This is a genomic window from Bradyrhizobium sp. USDA 4354 (assembly GCF_054060315.1).
The window spans coordinates 5,552,517-5,573,607 of sequence record NZ_JBSSDC010000001.1 but is presented as its reverse complement, the minus strand read 5'-3'; the positions used below and the strand labels follow the sequence as shown (position 1 = coordinate 5,573,607).

The 21,091-nt window shown below is 64.7% G+C and carries 15 protein-coding genes; 12 read left to right on the top strand and 3 right to left on the bottom strand.

Features of this window, described 5'->3' with window-relative positions; translation table 11 throughout:
* Positions 1–35 precede the first annotated feature (35 nt).
* The 4 genes from ACVIIV_RS25805 to ACVIIV_RS25790 all read left to right on the top strand — a co-directional run bounded on the left by ACVIIV_RS25805 (position 36) and on the right by ACVIIV_RS25790 (position 3,763).
* Entirely contained in the window at positions 36–1,778 is a 1,743-nt protein-coding gene (locus tag ACVIIV_RS25805; protein WP_456746651.1) for an ArnT family glycosyltransferase, read from the top strand.
* Between the two features lies 1 nt (position 1,779).
* The gene (locus ACVIIV_RS25800) at positions 1,780–2,625 is read left to right on the top strand and encodes a phosphatase PAP2 family protein (RefSeq protein WP_456746650.1); all 846 of its coding nucleotides are present in this window, start codon (positions 1,780–1,782) and stop codon (positions 2,623–2,625) included.
* Positions 2,626–2,690: 65 nt separating this feature from the next.
* Positions 2,691–3,428, top strand: a complete 738-nt coding sequence (locus ACVIIV_RS25795) for a glycosyltransferase family 2 protein (protein WP_456746649.1) — start codon at positions 2,691–2,693, stop codon at positions 3,426–3,428.
* The gene (locus ACVIIV_RS25790; protein WP_027574511.1) at positions 3,425–3,763 is read left to right on the top strand and encodes a lipid-A-disaccharide synthase N-terminal domain-containing protein; all 339 of its coding nucleotides are present in this window, start codon (positions 3,425–3,427) and stop codon (positions 3,761–3,763) included. The genes ACVIIV_RS25795 and ACVIIV_RS25790 overlap by 4 nt, the downstream gene beginning before the upstream one ends.
* A gap of 9 nt (positions 3,764–3,772) precedes the next feature.
* Here the strand turns inward: ACVIIV_RS25790 and ACVIIV_RS25785 are convergent, their stop codons facing one another.
* Positions 3,773–5,464: a Na/Pi cotransporter family protein gene (locus ACVIIV_RS25785; protein ID WP_456746648.1), complete on the bottom strand. Its 1,692-nt coding sequence runs from the start codon at positions 5,462–5,464 to the stop codon at positions 3,773–3,775.
* A 133-nt stretch (positions 5,465–5,597) separates the two neighbouring features.
* Positions 5,598–6,782 (bottom strand): cystathionine beta-lyase, encoded by a 1,185-nt coding sequence (metC, locus tag ACVIIV_RS25780; RefSeq protein WP_456746647.1) that lies wholly within the window; start codon positions 6,780–6,782, stop codon positions 5,598–5,600.
* Between the two features lie 380 nt (positions 6,783–7,162).
* On the opposite strand from metC, the gene ACVIIV_RS25775 reads away from it, so the two are divergent.
* From ACVIIV_RS25775 to ACVIIV_RS25750, 6 genes are all read left to right on the top strand, one after another.
* The gene (locus ACVIIV_RS25775; RefSeq protein ID WP_456746646.1) at positions 7,163–8,179 is read left to right on the top strand and encodes an amino acid ABC transporter substrate-binding protein; all 1,017 of its coding nucleotides are present in this window, start codon (positions 7,163–7,165) and stop codon (positions 8,177–8,179) included.
* A 25-nt stretch (positions 8,180–8,204) separates the two neighbouring features.
* On the top strand, positions 8,205–9,410 hold the full coding sequence (locus tag ACVIIV_RS25770) for an amino acid ABC transporter permease (RefSeq protein WP_456746645.1): 1,206 nt from the start codon (positions 8,205–8,207) through the stop codon (positions 9,408–9,410).
* The gene (locus ACVIIV_RS25765; RefSeq protein ID WP_456746644.1) at positions 9,407–10,927 is read left to right on the top strand and encodes an amino acid ABC transporter permease; all 1,521 of its coding nucleotides are present in this window, start codon (positions 9,407–9,409) and stop codon (positions 10,925–10,927) included. The genes ACVIIV_RS25770 and ACVIIV_RS25765 overlap by 4 nt, the downstream gene beginning before the upstream one ends.
* Before the next feature lie 11 nt (positions 10,928–10,938).
* Positions 10,939–11,676, top strand: coding sequence for an amino acid ABC transporter ATP-binding protein (locus tag ACVIIV_RS25760; protein ID WP_456746643.1), 738 nt, complete (start codon positions 10,939–10,941; stop codon positions 11,674–11,676).
* Between the two features lie 98 nt (positions 11,677–11,774).
* Positions 11,775–14,009 (top strand): O-linked N-acetylglucosamine transferase family protein, encoded by a 2,235-nt coding sequence (locus ACVIIV_RS25755; protein WP_456746642.1) that lies wholly within the window; start codon positions 11,775–11,777, stop codon positions 14,007–14,009.
* A 122-nt stretch (positions 14,010–14,131) separates the two neighbouring features.
* Positions 14,132–16,375 (top strand): tetratricopeptide repeat protein, encoded by a 2,244-nt coding sequence (locus ACVIIV_RS25750; protein WP_456746641.1) that lies wholly within the window; start codon positions 14,132–14,134, stop codon positions 16,373–16,375.
* Positions 16,376–16,432: 57 nt separating this feature from the next.
* Here ACVIIV_RS25750 and ACVIIV_RS25745 read toward each other — a convergent pair whose 3' ends face one another.
* Complete coding sequence (locus tag ACVIIV_RS25745) at positions 16,433–17,467, bottom strand: cysteine synthase A (protein WP_456746640.1); 1,035 nt, start codon at positions 17,465–17,467, stop codon at positions 16,433–16,435.
* Between the two features lie 729 nt (positions 17,468–18,196).
* On the opposite strand from ACVIIV_RS25745, the gene ACVIIV_RS25740 reads away from it, so the two are divergent.
* Both ACVIIV_RS25740 and ACVIIV_RS25735 read left to right on the top strand, forming a co-directional pair.
* A complete protein-coding gene (locus ACVIIV_RS25740; RefSeq protein ID WP_456746639.1) occupies positions 18,197–19,681 on the top strand; it encodes an efflux transporter outer membrane subunit in 1,485 nt (494 codons plus the stop codon).
* On the top strand, positions 19,671–21,062 hold the full coding sequence (locus tag ACVIIV_RS25735; RefSeq protein ID WP_456746638.1) for an efflux RND transporter periplasmic adaptor subunit: 1,392 nt from the start codon (positions 19,671–19,673) through the stop codon (positions 21,060–21,062). Before ACVIIV_RS25740 ends, ACVIIV_RS25735 begins: the two co-directional genes overlap by 11 nt.
* Positions 21,063–21,091: the final 29 nt, after the last annotated feature.

Genomic DNA, 21,091 nt, shown 5'->3' with positions numbered 1-21,091 from the left:
TTGTGGCGATGGCGGTTTCAGCGTAAGCGGAACCAATGGCCGAGACCTACCCAAGCCCCCGTTTTGGAGCCCCCCGCGAGTCGAAATCGCCCGCAAATCCGGGCAGTGGGCTCGTGCGAATGCTCGACATCGTCACGGCCAGCCATACGCGCGCGGTCGGTTTCCTGGTGGTGTGCGCGCTGCTGCTGTTCCTGCCGGGCTTCTTCACTATCCCACCGATCGATCGCGACGAGGCGCGGTTCGCCCAGGCCACCAAGCAGATGGTCGAGAGCGGCGACTATGTCGACATCCGCTTTCAGGAGGACGTCCGCTACAAGAAGCCGGTCGGCATCTACTGGTTGCAATCGGCGACCGTCGAAGCCGCGTCGATGCTCAAGCTGCCGAAGGCCGAATTGCGCATCTGGGTCTACCGGCTGCCGTCGCTGATGGGCGCAATCGGCGCCGTGCTCATGACCTATTGGGCTGCGCTCGGCTTCGTCACGCGGCGCGCTGCAGTGCTGGCGGCGCTGATGATGTGCGCGTCCGTGCTGCTCGGCGTCGAGGCGCGACTGGCGAAGACCGACGCCATGCTGCTGTTCTGCGTCGTCGCCGCGATGGGGGCGATGGCGCGGGCCTATTTGTCCTGGCAGCGCGCCGAGGACGAGACGCATCCGCCCTGGAGCTGGCCCGCGATCTTCTGGACCGCGCTTGCTCTGGGCATCCTGATCAAGGGCCCGCTGATCCTGATGTTCGCAGGCCTGACCATCGTCGCGCTTGCGATCCAGGACCGCGATGCCTCATGGCTGTGGAAGCTGCGCCCGCTCTGGGGCCTGATGTGGATGCTGGTGCTGGTGCTGCCCTGGTTCGTCGCGATCTTCTGGCGCGCCGGCGAGACCTTCTTCGCCGATTCCGTCGGCGGCGACATGCTGAGCAAGTTAGGGGCCCAGGAATCCCACGGCGCACCGCCCGGACTGTACCTGGCGCTGTTCTGGATCACATTCTGGCCGGGCGCGCCGCTGGCAGCGATGGCGGCGCCCGCGGTGTGGCGGGCCCGCCGCGAGCCCGGCGCGCAGTTCCTGCTGGCCTGGCTGATCCCGTCCTGGATCGTGTTCGAGGCGGTGCTGACCAAGCTGCCGCATTACGTGCTGCCGCTCTATCCCGCGATCGCGATCCTCACTGCCGGCGCGGTGGAGCGGCGCGTTCTGTCGCGCTCCTGGCTGATGCGCGGTTCGGCCTGGTGGTTCGCGATCCCTGCGGCCACCTCGATCATCGCGGTCGTCGGCGCGGTGATCCTGACGCGGCAGCCGGCCTTCGTGGCCTGGCCGTTCATCGCGGCCTCGCTGATCTTCGGCCTGTTCGCCTGGTGGCTCTACGACAACAATCGGGCCGAGCGTTCGCTTCTCAACGCGCTGGTCGCAGCCCTGATGCTGGCGGTGACGGTATACGGCATCGTGCTGCCGTCGCTGACGCCGCTGTTTCCGAGCATCGAGATCGCGCGCGCGCTTCGCAACGTCACCTGCGTCGGACCGAAGGCGGCTGCGGCCGGTTATCACGAGCCGAGCCTCGTCTTCCTGGTGGGCACCCAGACCTTGCTCACCGACGGCTCCGGCGCGGCGGATTTCCTGCGGCAAGGGAGCTGCCGCTTCGCGCTGATCGAGCAGCGCTCCGAGCGCAGCTTCGTGCAGCGCGCCGAGGCGATCGGGCTGCGCTACAAGGTGGGCGCGCGCATCGACGGCTATAACTTCTCGCAAGGGCGCGCGATCTCGATCTCGATCTTCCGCTCGGAAGGCACCGAATAGGATGGGTGCCCCGACCGATATTGCGCCGCGTGGCGGCTATCCCGCGCAATTGCTTGCCGTGTCCCGGCAGGCGCTGGTCCAGCTCGTGCGCTCGCCCTCGCATTCGCGCCGCGCCGAGGCCGCCCGAAAGCTGGCGCGGCATTCGCTCTGGCTCAGCGCAGCGGGCGCGGCGCTGGTCATCGTGCTGATGGTCGGGTTCGATCAGACCGAGATCCAGCTGATGCCGACGCGCGGCACGCCAAGCCTGTGGCCGATCCGCATCCTCACCGATTTCGGCAAGGACGAGTATATCCTCTCGGTCCTGGGGGCTGCGCTGGTCGCGCTGGCGCTTGTCGCGGCCGGGCTGCACGGGAGTCGCCGCGCGCTGCTGCTCGGCTTCGGCACACGGCTGCAGTTCATGTTTCTGTCGGTTGCCGTGTCAGCGTTCGTCACCGAGATCCTGAAATATCTCATTGGCCGCGGACGACCGTTCGTCGGCGGCAAGCCCAATCCATTCAACTTCGTACCGTTCGAAGGGACGGGCGCTTATGCCAGCCTGCCGTCCGGGCATGCCGTGGCAGCGTTCGCCCTGGCGTTCGCCGTGTCTGCATTGTGGCCGCGCCTGCGCCTGTTCATGTTCACTTACGCAATCGTGATCCTGCTGACGCGCCTGGTGCTGGTCGCGCATCACCCGAGCGACGTCGTGGCCGGCGCTCTCGTCGGAACGGTCGGCGCCATGGCGGTTCGCTACTGGTTCGCGGCCCGAAGGCTCGGCTTTGCCATCCGCGCCGACGGCACCATCGTGCCGCTTCCCGGGCCGGATTCGGACCGCCTCAAAAGGGTTGCCCGCGGGGCGTCCGCCCCATAAAAGCGGCTGCCTGCCGGGAGGTCGGTTCCCCCCAAGGCAGGTCAATTCCAACCACGAGCCTCGATTTGTCGACGTCCCCGCCTTCGGTTTCCATCGTCGTTCCCGTGCGCAACGAAGCCGACAACATCGCGCCCTTGATCGAGGAGATCACGGCGGCGCTTGATGGCCGCTGGGCCTATGAGATCATCTACGTCAACGACGGTTCGACCGATGCGACCGGCGAGCGGCTCGGCGCCATCATGAAACAGCGGAGCAATCTGCGTCAGCTCCGCCATGCGCGGTCGGGCGGTCAATCCGCGGCCGTGCGCAGCGGCGTGCGCGCGGCGCGCGGGGCGATCGTGGCGACGCTCGACGGCGACGGCCAGAACAATCCGGCCTTCCTGCCCGACCTGATCGCGGCGGTCGAGAAGGGGGCGGGGCGCGTCGGGCTCGCCGCCGGCCAGCGGGTCGGGCGCAAGGACACCGGCTTCAAGAAATTGCAGTCGCGCGTGGCGAATGGCGTTCGCAATGCGATCCTGAAAGACGGCACGCGCGACACCGGCTGCGGACTGAAGGCGTTCCGGCGCGACGTCTTCCTGATGCTGCCTTACTTCGACGGGCTGCATCGCTTCCTGCCCGCGCTGGTCCGCCGCGAAGGCTACGACATTGCCTATGTCGACGTGATCGACCGGCCGCGCCATTCCGGCGTGTCGAACTATGGCTTCTTCGACCGGCTATGGATCGGCATCATGGATCTCGCCGGCGTGTGGTGGCTGATCCGCCGCAAGAAGCCGACGCCTGAAGTGACCGAGGTGAATGCATGATCATCCAATACGGTCAGGCGCTGAGCAATTATCTCTACGACGTCTTCGTCGCCAAGTTCGACTTCTGGCTCGCGTTCGGCCTCGTCGCGCAGCTGTTCTTCACCGCGCGCTTCCTGGTGCAATGGATCGCGAGCGAACGCGCCGGCAACAGCGTGGTGCCCATGGCGTTCTGGTTCTGCTCGATGGGCGGCGGGCTGATGACCCTGGTCTACGGCGTGGTGAAGCGCGAGCCCGTGATTATCCTTGGACAGTCGCTTGCAACCATCATCTATGTCAGAAACATCATGCTGATCTGGAAGAACCGCGGCACCGCCTCGAAGACGCTGGACCGCTGATCCAAGGTATTATCGCGGCAGCGCCGACGCCGCACCTGATGCGGGCAGGGTGGCTGTATCCGCCTCGGTTCTGCGGTAGGGCTCGCCGGCCGCATCGAGCACGGGATAGGCAACCGAGCAGATGTGCGAGTGGATGCGGCGCAGATCGCGCAGCACGTCGAGATGCAGCGAGGTGGTCTCGATGGTCTCGGGGCGGCCCTCGCGCAGGCGGTCGAGATGGCGCTCGACCGCGGCAAGCTCGGTGTTGCGCAGCGCCGTTTTCTCCACCAGCAGCTTGCGCGCCTCGTTGGCGTCACCCGACATGAAAACGCCAAAAGCGATGCGCAGCGAATCCATCGTGCGCTTGTGGAAGGCGGCGAGCTCCTCGGCGCCTTCCGCCGAGAACTGGAAGCGCCGCTTGATCTTCTTGGTGGCGAGCTCGCTCAGGCTCTTGTCGATGATATCGCCGATATGCTCGAGGTTGATGGCGAAGGAGATGATCTCCATCGCGCGCCGTCCTTCGCTCTCGTCGAGGCTGCCCCGCATCAGTTTCGTCACGTAGAGCTTGATGGCCTCGTCAAGACCGTCGACGAGATTGTCCGTTTTCGAGACCTGGTCGACCAGCGCGCGGTCGCCGTTCATCATCGCGGCCATCACCTTGCGCAGCATGACCTCGACGAGATCGCCCATGCGCAAGGTCTCGCGGGCGGCGTCGGCGAGCGCCAGTGACGGCGTCTCCAGCGCGGTCTCGTCGAGATAGCGCGGCCGGGCCGGATCGGCCTCCTTGACGCGATCGGGCAGCAGCCGGGTCAGCAGGCGCGACATGGTGTCGAGCAGGCCGATGAAGAGCGCGGCCGTGCCGACGTTGAAAGCGATGTGGAAAGCCGCCGTCATCTTGGCGAGATCGGGCTGCCAAGCGTGCATGTGTTCGGCGATCGTGCCCAGGAAAGGCAGGACGAGGGCAATCCCGACCACGCGGTTGACGAGATTGCCGACCGGCAGGCGATAGCTCGCGGGATCCTCACGCTTGGCGCCCTCGAACACGGGATTGATGGCGCTGCCGAGATTGGCCCCGAGCACCAGCGCGAGCGCCGCGTACGGCGTGACGAACTGCGCATAGGCCAGCGACATGATCAGCAGCACGCTGGCAACGCTCGAATGCACCGCCCAGGTGACGAGGGCGGCGATGACGATGCACAAGACCGGGTCGCCTGTTATGGCCGACATCACGACGCGGACTCCGGGCGCGTTCTCTGCCGGCGCCAGCGTGTCGAGCAGGATGTGCAGCGAGAGCAGCATCAGGCCGAGGCCGATGCAGACGCGGCCGATGTCCTTGATCCGGGATCGCGGTCCGGAGCGGAAGGCGACTAATCCCAGCACGAACAGCACGGGGGCCACGGCGGCGATGTTGAACGACAGCACCTGCACGATCAGCGTCGTGCCGACATTGGCTCCGAGCATGATGGCGAGCGCGGCGGCGAGGCTGACGAGACCCTCGGCCGCGAACGAAGAGGTGATCAGGGCCGTCGCCGTGCTGCTCTGGAGCAGTGCGGTGAGCCCGAGGCCGGCGGCGAACGCGCTGGCGCGGTTGCTCAGCGCCTTGCCGAGCAGGCGTCGCAGGTCCGGACCGAAGGCGCGCAAGATCCCGCTGTGGACCATGTGCAGGCCCCACAGCAACAGCGCCACGCCGCCCATGAGATCGAGCAGAACCAACGTTCCCATGCTCCGAGTCCGGATTGGAGTCGATTGGTGAGGCTAGCGCCAAACGGCAGCGGATCAAATCCTTTGTTGGCGCGCCGGCGTTAACGTCTCAGGCAGTTGCGCGTTCCTCAGGCGCGATGCCGCGTCCATGTGCTCACATTGCCGCTTTCAGGGCAGCGAAGCCGCGATCGAGATCGGCCTTGAGGTCATCGACGCCTTCAAGCCCGATGTGGAGACGCAGCGTCGGGCCGCCGGGCGTCCACTTCGTCGCGGTGCGATAGGCGTCGCAATCGAAGGGAATCGCAAGGCTTTCGAAGCCGCCCCAGGAAAAGCCCATGCCGAACAGCTTGAGCGTGTTCAGCATGGTGTCGACGGCCTTCTGCGGAGCGGGTTTCAGCACGATGCTGAACAGGCCCGAGGCGCCGGTGAAGTCGCGCTTCCAGATCGCATGGCCCGGATCGGTCTCAAGCGCGGGATGCAGCACGCGAGCGACCTCGGGTCTTGCTGCAAGCCAGCGCGCCATCTCGAGCCCGGAGCGATGATGCTGCGCCAGCCGCACCGACAGCGTGCGCAAACCGCGCAGCGCGAGGAAGACGTCGTCGGGGCCGGCGCAGACGCCGAGCAGGCGGATGCCCTCAGCAACCATCGGCCAAGCCTTGGCGTTGGCCGAGATGGTGCCGAACATGATGTCGGAATGGCCGCCGATATATTTGGTGGCGGCCTGCATGCTGATGTCGACGCCCTGTTCCAGCGAGCGGTGATAGAGCGGCGTCGCCCAGGTGTTGTCGTCGATGACGAGCGCGCCGCGCGCATGCGCGACCTCGGCGATGGCGCGGATGTCGGGCATTTCGAACGACTGCGAACCCGGCGCTTCCACGAGCACGGCGCGGGTGTTGGGATTGAACAGCTTGTCGATGCCGGCGCCGATCAGCGGATCGAAATAGGTGGTCTCGACGCCATAGCGGGTCAGCATGCCGTTGCAGAAATTGCGCGTGGGCCGATAGATGTTGTCGACAACCAGGATATGGTCGCCGGCCTTCAGTACCGAGAGCAGGGTGGTGGAGATCGCCGACAGGCCCGACGGCACGATACCGACGCCGGCGCATTGCGGCCCCTCCAGCGCCATCAGCGTATCCTGGAAAGCCCTGGTCGTCGGGGTGCCGTGGCGGCCATAGGTGAACTCGCCGCGATGGGCGTGCAGGTCCTCGGCGGTCGGATAGAGCACGGTCGAGCCGTGGAACACCGGCGGATTGACGAACCCCTTCTGCGCCTTGGTGTCGCGGCCGGAGGTGACCAGCAGGGTCTCGGCGTGCTGCTCTTGGGGGTGCGAGGAATCCATGCGTCTGCTTTCAAAACCGCGTTTCCACCGGGCGCGTCGCGCCCGCGGGACGGCCGAAAGGCCGCTGTCGTTAATAACAGAACACAGAAGAGTCCCGTCAACCCCTTGACCCGGCTCGCCAGTCGTTCTGTGATGCGCAGGTGCTATTCAGTCGCCGCATGTTGAGGGGCCTGCCGCGACCTTCGATCCATCGTCTGACCGGACCTTGCGCCACAGCCAAAATTGGCGGGCGCCAGCGGCGGGGATGAAGGTATGGCCTCCCGAGATCGGCGAGTGTTCGGCAAGGTTTTCCAGCATGACTCTTGCAAGGCCTAGCCTGGCAGAGACGATCCTGAGACAACATTCCTGACCTTGAGACGACCTTGAAAGGCCCAAAGCCCATGAAACGCGTAACCCTGGCTCTCACCCTTGCTCTAGCCGCCGGCCTCTCTGCCCAAGCCGCCGATGCGCAAACGCTCAAGACTGTCAAGGATCGGGGCATGCTGTCCTGCGGCGTCAGCCAGGGCCTGCCGGGCTTCTCATCGCCCGACGACAAGGGCAATTGGACCGGCATCGACGTCGACGTCTGCCGCGCCATTGCCGGCGCGATCTTCAACGATCCGACCAAGGTCAAGTTCGTGCCGTTGTCCGCCAAGGACCGCTTCACGGCGCTGCAATCCGGCGAGATCGACGTGCTCTCGCGCAACACCACCTGGACCATCTCGCGCGACACCTCGCTCGGCGCCAATTTCACCGGCGTGACCTATTACGACGGGCAGGGCTTCATGGTGAAGAAGTCGCTCAAGGTGAATTCGGCGCTCGAGCTCAACAGCGCATCGGTCTGCGTGCAGACCGGCACCACCACCGAGCAGAATCTCGCCGACTACTTCAAGGCCAACAACATGAAGTACGAGGTGATCGCGTTCGCCACCAACGACGAGACCGTCAAGGCCTACGAAGCCGGGCGCTGCGACGTCTTCACCACCGACCAGTCGGGCCTGTACGCCAATCGCCTCAAGCTCGCCAATCCCAACGACCATATGGTGCTCCCCGAGATCATATCGAAGGAGCCGCTCGGGCCGATGGTGCGCCACGGTGACGACCAGTGGTTCGACATCGTGAAATGGACGCTGTTTGCGATGGTCACCGCCGAAGAGCTCGGCGTGACCTCGAAGAACGTCGACGAGAAGGCGAAACTGGAAAACCCGGAGCTGAAGCGCGTGCTCGGCAGCGACGGCAATTTCGGCGAACAGCTCGGCCTGACCAAGGATTGGGTGGTGCGGATCGTGAAGGCGGTCGGCAATTACGGCGAGGTGTTCGATCGCAACGTCGGCGCGGGCTCACCGCTCGCCATCAATCGCGGAATCAACAATCTCTGGAACAAGGGCGGTCTTCAGTACGCGCCGCCGATTCGCTGATCACCCCTGATCGGCCGGCAGCGGCATGAGCACCGAGGCCCGAAAACCGCCGCCCCAGATCGCGCTGAAGATCCGGCGCGTGCTGGGCGGCAAGGCAGGCTGGAACGGCGTTGCCGTCCAGTTTGCCTTCGCGGCGATCCTGGGCTGGATCGGCTATGAGATCGTCTCCAATGCGCGCGCCAACCTCGAAAACCAGCACATCGCCGCCGGCTTCGGCTTTCTCAGGAACAATGCCGGCTTCGACGTCAACCAGACCCTGATCTCCTATACCGGCTCGGACACGTTCCTGCGCGTGTTCGTGGTCGGGCTCTTGAACACGCTCGTGGTCTCTGTGGTGGGCATCGTCTTCGCCACGTTGATCGGCTTCATCGTCGCGCTGTGTCGGCTATCGCCCAATTGGCTGTTGTCGCGCGTCGGCGAGATCTACGTCGAGGTGATCCGCAACCTGCCGCTGCTGTTCCAGATCCTGTTCTGGTACCTCGCGGTGCTCGCTGCCTTGCCCAATCCGCGGCAGAGCATTTCGCTGCTGGGCATTACCTTTCTCAGCAATCGCGGCCTCGTCGTTCCCAGTCCGATCGGCCAGAGCGGCCTCGAGCCGTTCCTGACGATGCTGGCGCTTGGCGCCGTCGCCTCACTGGCGCTGCGTTTCTATGCGCGGCGCGCGCTGTTTCAGGAAGGACGGGTGATCCGGATCTGGCCCTATGTGCTAGGGCTTCTGTTCGGGTTGCCGCTCGCCACCGTGCTGGTGTTTGGCCTGCCCTTCACCTTCGAGCTGCCGCAGCTCAGGGGGTTCAATTTCGCCGGCGGCTCGCGCATCATTCCAGAATTCGTGGCGCTGACGGTGGCGCTGTCGACCTATACCGCCGCCTTCATTGCCGAGATCGTGCGCGCCGGCATCCTGTCGGTGCACAAGGGGCAGATGGAGGCGGGGTCCTCGCTCGGCCTCAGCCGCGGCGCCACCCTCCGTTTGATCGTCGTGCCGCAGGCCATGCGCGTCATCGTGCCGCCGCTGACCAACCAGTACCTCAATCTCACCAAGAACTCGTCGCTGGCGGTTGCGATCGGCTATCCTGACCTGGTGTCGGTGTTCGCCGGCACATCGCTGAGCCAGACCGGGCAGGCGATCGAGATCATCGCCATGACGATGGGCATCTATCTCCTGATCTCGCTCCTGACCAGCGCCGTCATGAGCGTTTACGGTTGGCGCGTCAGCCGGAGTCTGGGCGCATGAGCGATGTCATATCGTCCAACTTCGTCCGCCGGGACCTGCTCGCCGAGCGTCCCGCGCCGGTGAAGACCACGGGCTTCATCGGCCTGATGCGCACGCGCCTGTTCAACTCGCCGACCAACATCCTGCTGACGATCCTGGGCGCCTTGCTGCTCTGGTTCACGATCGTTCCCTCCGTCAAGTTCCTGATGGTCGATGCGGTCTGGAGCGGAAAGGACCGCACCGCGTGCCTCGCCGAGAACGCCGGCTTTGCGGTCGGCGCCTGCTGGCCCTACATCCAGGCCAAACTCCCGCAATTGATCTACGGCTTCTATCCCGAGGCCGAGCGCTGGCGGGTAAATCTGACGCTGTTGCTCGCAGCCGTCCTGCTGTTGCCGCTGCTCGTTCCGCGGCTGCCGGCGAAGAGCCTGAATGCCGGCCTGTTCTTCGTCGCCTTCCCGGTGGTTGCATTCTTCCTGCTGCACGGCGGCGGCATCAAGGGCTTCGGCCTGAGCTGGACGGCCGGCCTGCTGCAACTGTTCGACGAAAGCATCATAGGTGCTGGGCAGGCGCTGCTCAGCCTGAGCAAGGCCTCTGCCGTCGCACCGCTGCTGTGGGCCGTCGGAAGCCTCATCGTGCTGCTCGGCACGACGATCTCCTGGCTGATCTTTCCGCTCACCTGGCTGCGCGATTACATTCAGGGCGCGGGGCAGCCGGTCTGGGCCGATTTCGTCATCACGGCCGCGATTGTCTGCCTGGTCGCCTTCGTTCTTGGCGGCGGCGTTCGCACCGGCGGCCGGGCTCTGGCATCGAGCATCGCCACCTTCATTGGCATCGCCATCGTCATCAAGCTGATGGGGCTCGACCGTAGCGGATTGCCGGTCGTGGCGACGAATCTGTGGGGCGGCCTTCTTGTGACGCTGGTGGTCTCCGTCACCGGCATCGTCACCTCGCTGCCGATCGGCATCGCGCTTGCGCTCGGCCGCCGCTCCACCATTCCCTTGATCCGGATCTTCTCGATCGCCTTCATCGAGTTCTGGCGCGGCGTGCCGCTGATCACCGTGCTGTTTTTCGCGACCTACATGCTGCCCCTGTTCCTGCCAGGCAATTTCACCGTCGATGGTCTGGTCCGCGCGCTGATCGGCATCGCGCTGTTCACCGGCGCCTATCAGGCCGAGAACGTCCGCGGCGGGCTCGCTGCGATCCCGCGCGGGCAAAGCGAGGCGGCGGCCGCCCTCGGACTGTCCTGGTGGAAGACGACCTCGCTGATCGTGCTGCCGCAGGCGCTGCGTCACGTCATTCCGAACCTCGTCAACAGCTTCATCTCGCTGTTCAAGGACACCTCGCTGGTCTCGATCGTGGCACTGTTCGACCTCTTGGGCTCGCTGCGCGCCTCGTTCTCGGATCCGAAATGGTCGACGCCGTCGACGGCGTTCACCGGCTTTGCCTTCGCCGGGATCATCTATTTCATCTTCTGCTTTGGAATGTCGCGCTACTCGCTGTTCGTCGAGCACCGCCTCAACGCCCACCGCCGCAACTGATGGAGCTCACGATGTCCGACCCCATCGTCAAGATTTCCGGCCTGAACAAATGGTACGGGGAATTCCACGTCCTGCGCGATATCGACCTCGAGGTCCGGAGGGGCGAGCGCATCGTGATCTGCGGGCCCTCGGGCTCCGGCAAGTCCACGCTGATCCGCTGCATCAATGCGCTGGAGGAATTCCAGGAGGGCGAGATCGTCGTCGACGGCATCGAGCTCGGTCCCAACCTCAAGCACGTCGATGCCGTGCGCCGCGAAGTCGGCATGGTGTTCCAGAGCTTCAATCTGTTCCCGCATCTGACCGTGCTCGACAATTGCACGCTGGCGCCTATCTGGGTCCGCAACATTCCCAAGAAGGATGCCGAGACGACCGCGATGAAGTTCCTGGAGCGGGTCAAGATTCCGCACCAGGCCAACAAGTTTCCGGGGCAAATGTCCGGCGGCCAGCAACAACGCGTCGCGATTGCGCGGGCCTTGACCATGAACCCTAAGGTGATGCTGTTCGACGAGCCGACCTCGGCGCTCGACCCCGAGATGGTCAAGGAGGTGCTCGACACCATGGTCGACCTTGCCGAGGAGGGCATGACCATGCTGGTCGTCACCCACGAGATGGGTTTTGCCCGCGAGGTCGCCAACCGCGTCGTGTTCATGGACGCCGGCCAGATCATCGAGGCCAACACGCCGAACGAATTCTTCGCCGCCCCGCAGCACGCCCGCACAAAGCTGTTCCTGAGCCAGATTCTGCGGTGAGCCCCTGCAATCAGGCGGTCTCGCCGGTTAACTGACCGCAAGCTTGGCACCATCCGAATCAGTTCGTCTCTTTTCGGATCATCCTCCGGAGAGAGACCTTGCAGAGCAGTGCCGGCGTGCGCGCATACCAGAATGCGCGACTGGAAAAGAAGCTAAAGAAGCAGGCGGACGCCGTCATGGCCTTCGCGATCGAGGCACTCGGGCAGGGCAGGTTGGCCGAGGCCGAGACGCTCTGCCGCGAGATCTTGAAAGAAGTCCCGGATCATTTCCACGCCACGCACCTGCTCGGCCTGCGCGCGTTTGACGGCGGGCGGCTCGATGAGGCGGAATTCCTGCTCGAGCGTGCGACCGCGCTCGATCCGCGTTCGCCCGATGCACATGGCAATCTCGGGGCCGTATACTTCGCGCTGGAGAAATTTAACGATGCACGCGCATGCCAGGAGAAGGCCATTGCGCTGAAGCCGAATTGTCCGATCACCCTGACCAATCTCGGAAATACGTTGCTGCACATCGGCCTCGGCAAAGAGGCGATCGGGCTGCACGAGCGCGCGATCAGGCTGAAGCCGGACTATGCCGATGCATTTTGCAACCGCGGCATGGCAGAACTGATGACAGGCCAGTTCGAGCGCGCCAAAGCGAGCTTCGACCGCGCCCTGTCATTTCAGCCATCTCACGCGGAAGCGATCGCCGGCAAGGGCATGGTCAGCCTCGAGCTCCGGCACTTCGAGGCGGCGGCTGCCGCCCTCGACGCAGCGCTCGCGATCAAGCCGGGTTCACCCAGGATTCTGCTGCAGCGCGGACGGCTCAATCTAAGTTTGTCGCGGCTGGAGCAGGCTGCCGCAGACCTCGATGCGGCGCTGGCGCAATCGCCGCGGCTCGAGCTCGCACTGTGCTGGAGGGCGCAGATCGACATTCTGGCGGGAAACACGGCGCGGGCGATGGCGGGCGTCAAGACGCTGCTCGAGGTCAATCCGCGATCCGAGATGGGATTGGCGCTTCTGGCGGCTTGCCATGTGAACCAGGGAGACATCGCGACGGCCCTCGAGCATCTCGACTCGGCGCTCAAGATCGCGCCGGATTTTCCGGAGGCTATCGGATACAAGATTTTCGTGCTGGATTATCTGCCGGAGGCCGATTTCGCAGCCCAGCAGGCGGCGCGAAGATACTGGTGGGATGCGATCGGCGCCAAGCTCCCGCAAAGGACGCTGTTGCCGCGCAAGCTCGATCCGGAGCGGCGGATCGTGATCGGATACGTCGCCTCCGAATTCAGGAACCACTCGGCTGGTTACTCTCTGCTGCCGGTGCTGCGTCATCATGATCACGCCAGGTTCAAGGTCGTCTGCTATTCCTGCTGGCCGTTGCAGGATGAGATGACGGAGAGATTCAAGCCGCTCGCGGACGTCTGGGTCGATGCCGCGCAGCTTTCGGACGACGAGCTGGCCGATCGTATCCAGGCCGATGGGATCGATATTCTGATCGATGTGTCCGGGCATACCACCGGCAGCAGGCTTCATGTCTTCGCCCGCAAGCCGGCCCCCATCCAGGTCACGGGTTTCGGGCACGCCACGGGGACGGGTCTTCAGACCATGGACCATGTGCTCGCCGACCCGATCTTCATTCCGCAATCGGCGCGGCATCTGCTGGCCGAAAAGGTCTATGATCTGCCCTGCCTGATCACGATCGATCCTATCCTGGACGTGCCGCCTTCGGAGCCTCCCATGCTCCGCAACGGCTATGTGACTTTCGGCGTGTTCAACCGCATCTTCAAGATATCGGACGAGGCCATCAGAGTGTGGTCGAACGTGATGCGCGCCGTGAGCGGATCGAAGATCATCATCAAGAACGGGCTGCTTGACGATTCCTTGCTGCGTGACCGCCTGGTCGCGCGATTCGTGGAACAAGATATCGCCGAAGAAAACGTGATCTGCATGGGCTCGACCCCGCGCGCCGAGCATCTGCGGGCCTTTGCCAATGTCGACATCTCGCTCGATACGTTCCCGCAAAATGGCGGCATCAGCACCTGGGAATCCCTTTATGCGGGCGTTCCAGTCGTGGCCAAGCTCGGCAACGGCGCCTCATCGCGCGCCGGCGGCTCGATCGTCGCGGCCGTCGGTCTTGGCGACTGGGTCGCCGAGGACGATGAGGGCTATGCCGCGATCGCGTGCAAATATGCCGCGCAGCCGGCTCATCTAGCGAAGCTGCGCGCAGAATTGCCGGCCCAGATCGGAGCCTCGTCCGCCGGCAATGTCGAGATCTACACGCGCGAGGTCGAGGCGGGTTATCGTCAATTCTGGCGGGACTATTGTGCCGCAGGCCTGGAAGCGGCGACGTAGCGTAGACCTGATCCGGATCTGAGCACCGGGAAATCCCGGGGGCCTTGCCGCTCCAGCCGACCGGGCAGCCTCGACGGCGAATCAGCTAGACTCTTCGCACGGCCATCCTCCGGAGAGACACCTTGCAGAGCAGCGGCGCCGGCGCGCGCGCATTCCAGAGCGCGCGATTGCAGAAGAAATTGATGAAGCAGGCGGACGCGATCATCTCCGCCGCGGCGAGCGCCTATGGCCAGGGCAGATATGCGGAGACCGAGGCGCTTTGCCGCGAGATCCTGAAAGTGCTGCCGGACAATTTGGATGCCACGCATTTGCTCGGCCTGTGCGCGCATGACGGCAGGCGCCTGGAGGAGGCGCAACAGCTGCTCGAGCGGGCGATTGCGCTCGATCCGCGTTCGCACGAAGCCTACACCAACCTCGCGACCGTGTACTTCGACTTGAAGAAATTCGAGGATGCGCGCCGGTGCCAGGAGAAGGCCATCGCGCTGAAGCCGAACTTTCCGCTGGCTCTCACCAACCTCGGCAATACGTTGCTGCACATGAGTCTGCCCGAACAGGCGATCGAGCTGCACGATCGCGCCATCCGCCTGAAGCCGGACTATGCCGATGCCTTCTGCAATCGCGGCATGGCCGAACTGATGATCGGGCAGTTCGAGCGTGCCAACGAAAGTTTCGATCGCGCCCTGTTGTTTCAGCCGCGTCACGCGGAGGCGATCGCCGGCAAGGGCATGGTGAGCATCGAGCGCCGGCACTTTGACGAGGCCGAAGCCGCGCTCGCGGCGGGGCTCGCGATCAAGCCTAATTCGCCGAGGCTGCTGGCGCAGCGCGGACGGCTCAACTTCGATCTGTCACGGCTGCCGCAGGCCGCCGCGGATTTCGATGCAGCGCTGGCGCAATCGCCGACGCTCGAGCTGGCGCTGCGCGGGAAGGCGCAAGTCAACATTCTCCTTGGCAACACGGCGCAGGCGATTGCGGCGGTCAAGACGCTGCTTGACGAGAATCCGCGATCCGAAATTGGTATGGCGCTGCTGGCATCATGTTATGCGAGCCAGGGCGATATCACGACGGCACTCACGCATCTCGACGCGGCTCTGGAGCTCAGGCCGGACTATGCGGACGCCATCGAGCGCAAGATTTTCTTGCTGGATTACCTGTCCGAAGCTGGCTTCGCAGTCCAGCAAGCGGCGCGGAAATCCTGGTGGGATGCGGTCGGCGCCACATTGGCGCGAAGGACGTTGGCGCCGCGCCAGCTCGATCCGGACAAGCGGATCGTGATCGGATACGTTGCGTCCGAATTCAGGAACCACTCGGCCGCGCTCACTCTGTTGCCAGTGCTGCGCCATCATGATCACGCCAGGTTCGAGATCATCTGCTATTCCTGCTGGCCGTTGCCGGATGAGATGACCGAACGCTTCAAGCCCTTGGCGGACGTCTGGGTCGACGCCGGCCAGCTTTCGGACGACGAGCTGGCCGACCGCATCCAGGCCGACAAGGTCGATGTCCTGATCGATGTCTCCGGGCATACGACCGGCAACAGGCTCCATGTTTTCGCCCGCAAGCCCGCACCGATCCAGGTCACGGGTTTCGGACACGCCACGGGGACCGGCCTTCAGACCATGGACTACGTGCTCGCGGATCCGGTCTTCATTCCGCAATCGGCCCGGCACCTGCTGGCCGAAAGGGTCCATGATCTGCCATGCCTGATCACGATTGAACCCATCCTGGACGTGCCGCCGTCGGAGCTGCCCATGCTTCGCAACGGCTACGTGACCTTCGGCGTGTTCAACCGCATCTACAAGATCTCGGACGAGGCCATCCGGGTGTGGTCGAAGGTGATGCGCGAGGTGCCCGGATCGAAGATGATCATCAAGCACGGACTGCTTGACGATCCGTTGCTGCGCGACAGCCTGGTCGCGCGGTTCGTGGCGCACGGCATCGCCGCAGAGAATATCACCTGCATGGGCTCGACCTCGCGCCACGAGCATTTGCTGGCCTTTGCGAGGGTCGACATTTCGCTCGATACGTTCCCGCAGAACGGCGGCGTCAGCACCTGGGAATCGCTCTATGCCGGCGTTCCGGTCGTCGCCAAGCTCGGCAACGGAGCATCGTCGCGCGCCGGCGGCTCGATCGTGGCCGCCGTCGGCCTCAACGATTGGGTCGCCGAAGATGACGAGGGCTACGCCGCAATCGCGAGCAAATATGCGGCGCAGCCCGCTTCTCTGGCGAAGTTGCGGGCGGAGTTGCCGGCCCAGATCGCGGCTTCGCCCGCCGGCAATGTCGAGATCTACACGCGGAAGGTCGAGGCGGGATATCGCCAGTTCTGGCGGGATTATTGTGCCGCGGCCCCGGAGCGCGGCGAAATCACGTAATTGGGCCCGCGGGCGCCGCGTGGGCACGCGTCCCCGGCGTGAGCCTTCCCGCGCCGATCACACGAAGGGCGGCTTGATGTTGCTGCGCTTCTCCAGCCACTCCGGCACGGGCAGGTTCTTGGCCCGCATGAAGTCCGCATTGAACAGCTTCGACAGATAGCGGCTGCCGGAATCGCACAGCACGGTGACGATCGTCTTGCCGGGCCCGAGCTGCTTCGCAAGCCTCATCGCGCCGACGACATTGATGCCGGTCGAGCCGCCGAGGCACAGGCCTTCGTGCTGGAGCAGCTCGTAGATCGCGGTGACGGCCTCAGTGTCGGGAATGAGATAGGCGTCATCGACCTTGGCGGTCTCGACAATTGCAGTCGCGCGGTTGAGGCCGATGCCCTCGGTGATTGAGCCGCCGGGCGTCGCCTTGGGATCGCCGGTCCTGAAATATTCGTACATGCCGGCGCCGTGCGGATCGGCGCAGGCGATGCGAATGTTCTTGCTCTTCTCGTTCAGGTAGCGGCTGACGCCGGCCAGCGTGCCGCCGCTGCCGACCGAGCAGACGAAGCCGTCGACCTTGCCGCCGGTCTGCTCCCAGATCTCAGGGCCTGTCGATTCGTAGTGGGCCTTGGCGTTGTCGAGGTTATTCCACTGATCGGCGAATAGCACGCCATTCGGCTCGGTCTTGCGCAGCTCGTCGGCGAGCCGCCGGCCGACATGCTGGTAGCTGTTGGGGTTGGCATAGGGCAGGGCCGGCACCTCGATCAGCTCGGCACCGCACAGCTTCAAGAAATCCTTCTTCTCCTGGCTCTGCGTCTCCGGGATCACGATCAGCGTGCGGTAGCCGCGCGCGCTCGCCACGACCGCGAGCCCGATGCCGGTATTGCCGGCGGTCGCTTCCACCACGAGGCCGCCAGGCTTGAGCTCGCCACGCTTCTCCGCCTCCAGGATCATCCATTTGCCGGCGCGGTCCTTGACCGACTGGCCCGGATTCATGAACTCGGCCTTGCCGAGAATGGTGCATCCGGTCAGTTCCGAGGCGCGCTTCAGCTTGATCAGCGGGGTGTTGCCGATGGCTTCGACAACGTCATTGCGAATGGTCATGTCGGGGGAAATCACTACCAAGGGGTTGATCAGGTTTGGCCAGAACCTAGTGCTTGGGAGGCCAAAGGGGAAGGCTTTTGCGCTGCGGCGAACCCAACCGAAACGCCCGTCCAAACAGTGATATGCTTGAGAGGCGAGACCGGCGATGATGCGCTCGGCCGTGAGGCGGGATATCGGTAGGAGGAAATGACCGAGCCCCGTCAGGGCACGAAACGATAACGCTCGTCACGAGCGGTCTTGCGACCAATTTTTGCCACGGGCGAGACGGGTCACGATCGAGGCGCATGGACGGTGTGGGGAAGGCCGAAGAGATATCGGCACCATAGATGGGTTCGTTTTCGGCAATTGACGGTCTTGCGGGGTGGCCCAGAGGGCGCGACTGAGCTGAAGCCGCGTGGTGCGGTCGGGTTGAAGGGGCTCAGCGGCCGGTGTGGCAGCGATATCACATGAAATCTTGGTAAGCTTGATCACGCTTCCCGATGTTTCGCAATGAGAGAAGTCGCTGCAAGACAGGCACATCTTACACTTTTGTCAGTTCGCTCCCGGCTCGTTGGCACGGGCATCTCGCAACTGCGGCACTGTCCCGCCGTTCCGTGCCCGGCTAGTATGGATCTTAGGTTCCGCAGAAAGCATTGCCGCTGTGAACGCGTCATCCAAAGCCTCCCGACTGTCCCACCGCGAATCGGTTAATCCGGCTGCACGGCGGCGGCTCGATCTGCCCGGCGGGGGGTGGATGTGACACAACAAGTTCCAGCGATCGCCTCGCGGCGGTCTCTCGGTACTGCATTCGGAACGCTGCGCGCGGCGCGATGGATTGCGGTGCTTTGCCTTGCCGCCGGCTCGGGGGCTTGCGTGCTGACCCAGGATCTCCCCGATCCCGCGCTCGACGTACCCACGCAATACAAATATGCCGGCAAAGGCGATGCGCCGCCGTCGCTGGATTGGTGGCGCGGCTTCCGCTCTGCGGAGCTGACCCAGCTGATGGAGGAGGCGCAGACCGTCAACCTCGACATCGCCGCTGCCGTTGCGCGCATCGTCCAGGCCGATGCCCAGGCGCGGCAGGCCGGCGCGGCGTTGCTGCCGAGCGTATCGACAGGCGGATCGGAAACCTATTCGCGCACCTCGGGCTCGAGCGCCTCGGGGCTGTCCATCGGCGGACGCGAGGTCGTCAACTATTCGGCTTCGCTGAGCGCGAGCTATCAGCTCGATTTCTGGGGCCAGAACCGCGATGCGCTGCAAACGGCGGAGGAGACGGCGAACGCCAACCGTTTCGATCGCGACACGGTCGCGCTGACCACGCTCGCAGCCGTCGCCAACGCCTATTTCCAGGTGCTGGCCTCGCAGGACCGTATCAGGACCTCTCAGCGCAACATCGCGAGTGCGCAGCGCATCCTCGATGCGGTGAGGGAGCGCCGCAGGGCCGGCACCGGCACCGATCTCGACGTCGCCCAGCAGGAGAGCGTGCTTGCCAACCAGAAGGCCCTGGTGCCGCCGCTGCGCCAGACGCTGGACCAGAATGTCAATGCGCTCGCCGTCCTGGTATCGCGGCCGCCCGAGAGCGTGCGCGTGCTCGGCGGCTCCCTCGACCGGGTCGCGATCCCGCGCGTGACGCCCGGCCTGCCGTCGGAACTGCTGACGCAGCGGCCGGACATCCGCCGCCAGGAAGCCCAGCTCGCCTCGGCGACCGCCAACATCGGCAATGCCCGCGCGCAGTTCTTTCCGACCATCCAGCTCACCGGCAATGGCGGCTATCAGAGCGCGGCGCTGGTCTCGCTGTTCCAGCCGCACGCGGCCTTCTTTCAGCTCGTCGGCAGCGCGACGCAGCCGATCTTCGACGGCGGCAGGATCCTCGGCAATTTCGAATTCGCCAAGGCGCGGCAGGACGAGTTGCTCCAGACCTACCGCAAGACCATCATCCAGGCCTTTGCCGACGTCGACAATGCGCTGTTCTCGATCAAGCAGACCACGATCAAGCTGCAATTGCAGCGCGACGTCGTTGCCGCCTCGCGCCGCGCCTTCGATCTCTCCGAGCAGCAATTGCGCGCCGGCACTGCCGACATCGTGACTGTGCTCAACACCCAACTGACCCTGTTCCAGGCGGAAGACGCGCTGTCGCAGGCCCAACTCGCACGGCTCCTCGCCATCGTGAGCCTGTACCAGGCGCTTGGCGGCGGTTGGGAGCCGCGAATGGAGAAACCGGTCAATGCTCTTTAAGCCGGAGACGAAGCAAGACGCGAAGGAGGGGGCGGCGAAAAGACCGCGCGGCCGCGGCTTCGTCATGACCCTGATCACGCTCGCGATCCTCGGCGGGCTTGGTTACGTTGGCTGGATTGCGATGAACCAGCAGCAGGCGAACAACCGCAACCAGCGCCCTGATCTGCCGGTGCCGGTGCTGGCGGCGAGCCCGCGCATCCAGGACGTGCCGGTCTATCTCGACGGCGTCGGTGCGATCCGCGCGCTCAATACCGTGACCGTGCGCTCGCAGGTCGACGGCAAGCTGATCGCGGTCAACTTCACGGAAGGCCAGGACGTCAAGAAGGGCGACGTGCTCGGCGAGATCGATCCGGCGATCTATCAGGCGCAGTACGACCAGGCGGTGGCCAAGAAGGCGCAGGATCAGGCCCAGCTCGCCAACCAGCGCATCGATCTTGCGCGCTACGAGCAGTTGGCTGCGTCCAATGCCGGCTCCAAGCAGCAGGCCGACACCCAGCGTGCGCTGGTGGCGCAGACCGAGGCGCTGGTGAAGGCCGATCAGGCCGCGATCGACAATGCCGCGGCAACGCTGAGCTACACCAAGATCGTCGCGCCGCTCTCGGGCCGTGCCGGCCTGCGCCAGGTCGATCAGGGCAACATCATCCATGCCTCCGACACCACGGGTCTCGTGGTGATCACGCAATTGCAGCCGATCGCGGTGTGGTTCAGCCTGCCGCAGCAGCAGATCATGCGTGTCAACGCGGCCGCAGCAAAGGGCACGCTCGCCGTCGACGTGTTCGGCAATGACGGCATCACGGTGATCGATACCGGCAAGCTCACCGGCATCGACAACCAGGTCGACCAGACCACCGGCACGCTCAAGCTCAAGGCCGAATTCCCCAACGCCAATTACCAGCTCTGGCCGGGCCAGTTCGTCAATGTCCGCCTCAAGGTCGAGACCTTGACGCAGGCGCTGGTGGTGCCGACCTCTGCGGTGCAGCGCGGTCCGATCGGGACCTTCAGCTACGTCATCGGCAACGACAATGTGGTCTCGGCCAAGCCCGTGACTGTGACCCAGCAGAACGAGCATGACGCGGTGATCGCCAGCGGCCTCTCGGCGAACGACCGGGTCGTCACCACGGGCTTTGCCAATCTGTCCGACGGCTCCAAGGTGATCGTGGGCCGCGACGACCAGACCCCGTCGGCCGATCTTGCCCCACGCAAGCGCACGCGCGCGCCGGACGCTCAGAAGAAGGATGCTGCCAAAGAAGGCCAGAAGGACGGGCAGGGCAAGGACGGCGAGTTCCGTGCCAAGCGCAAGAGCAGCGAAGGCGATCAGAAGGGACAGACCGGGCCGGCACCGGGGCCGGGAGCATCGGAAAGTGGAGCCAAGCAGCCATGATCCCGACAACGGCCGCCTGAAGGCAGGCT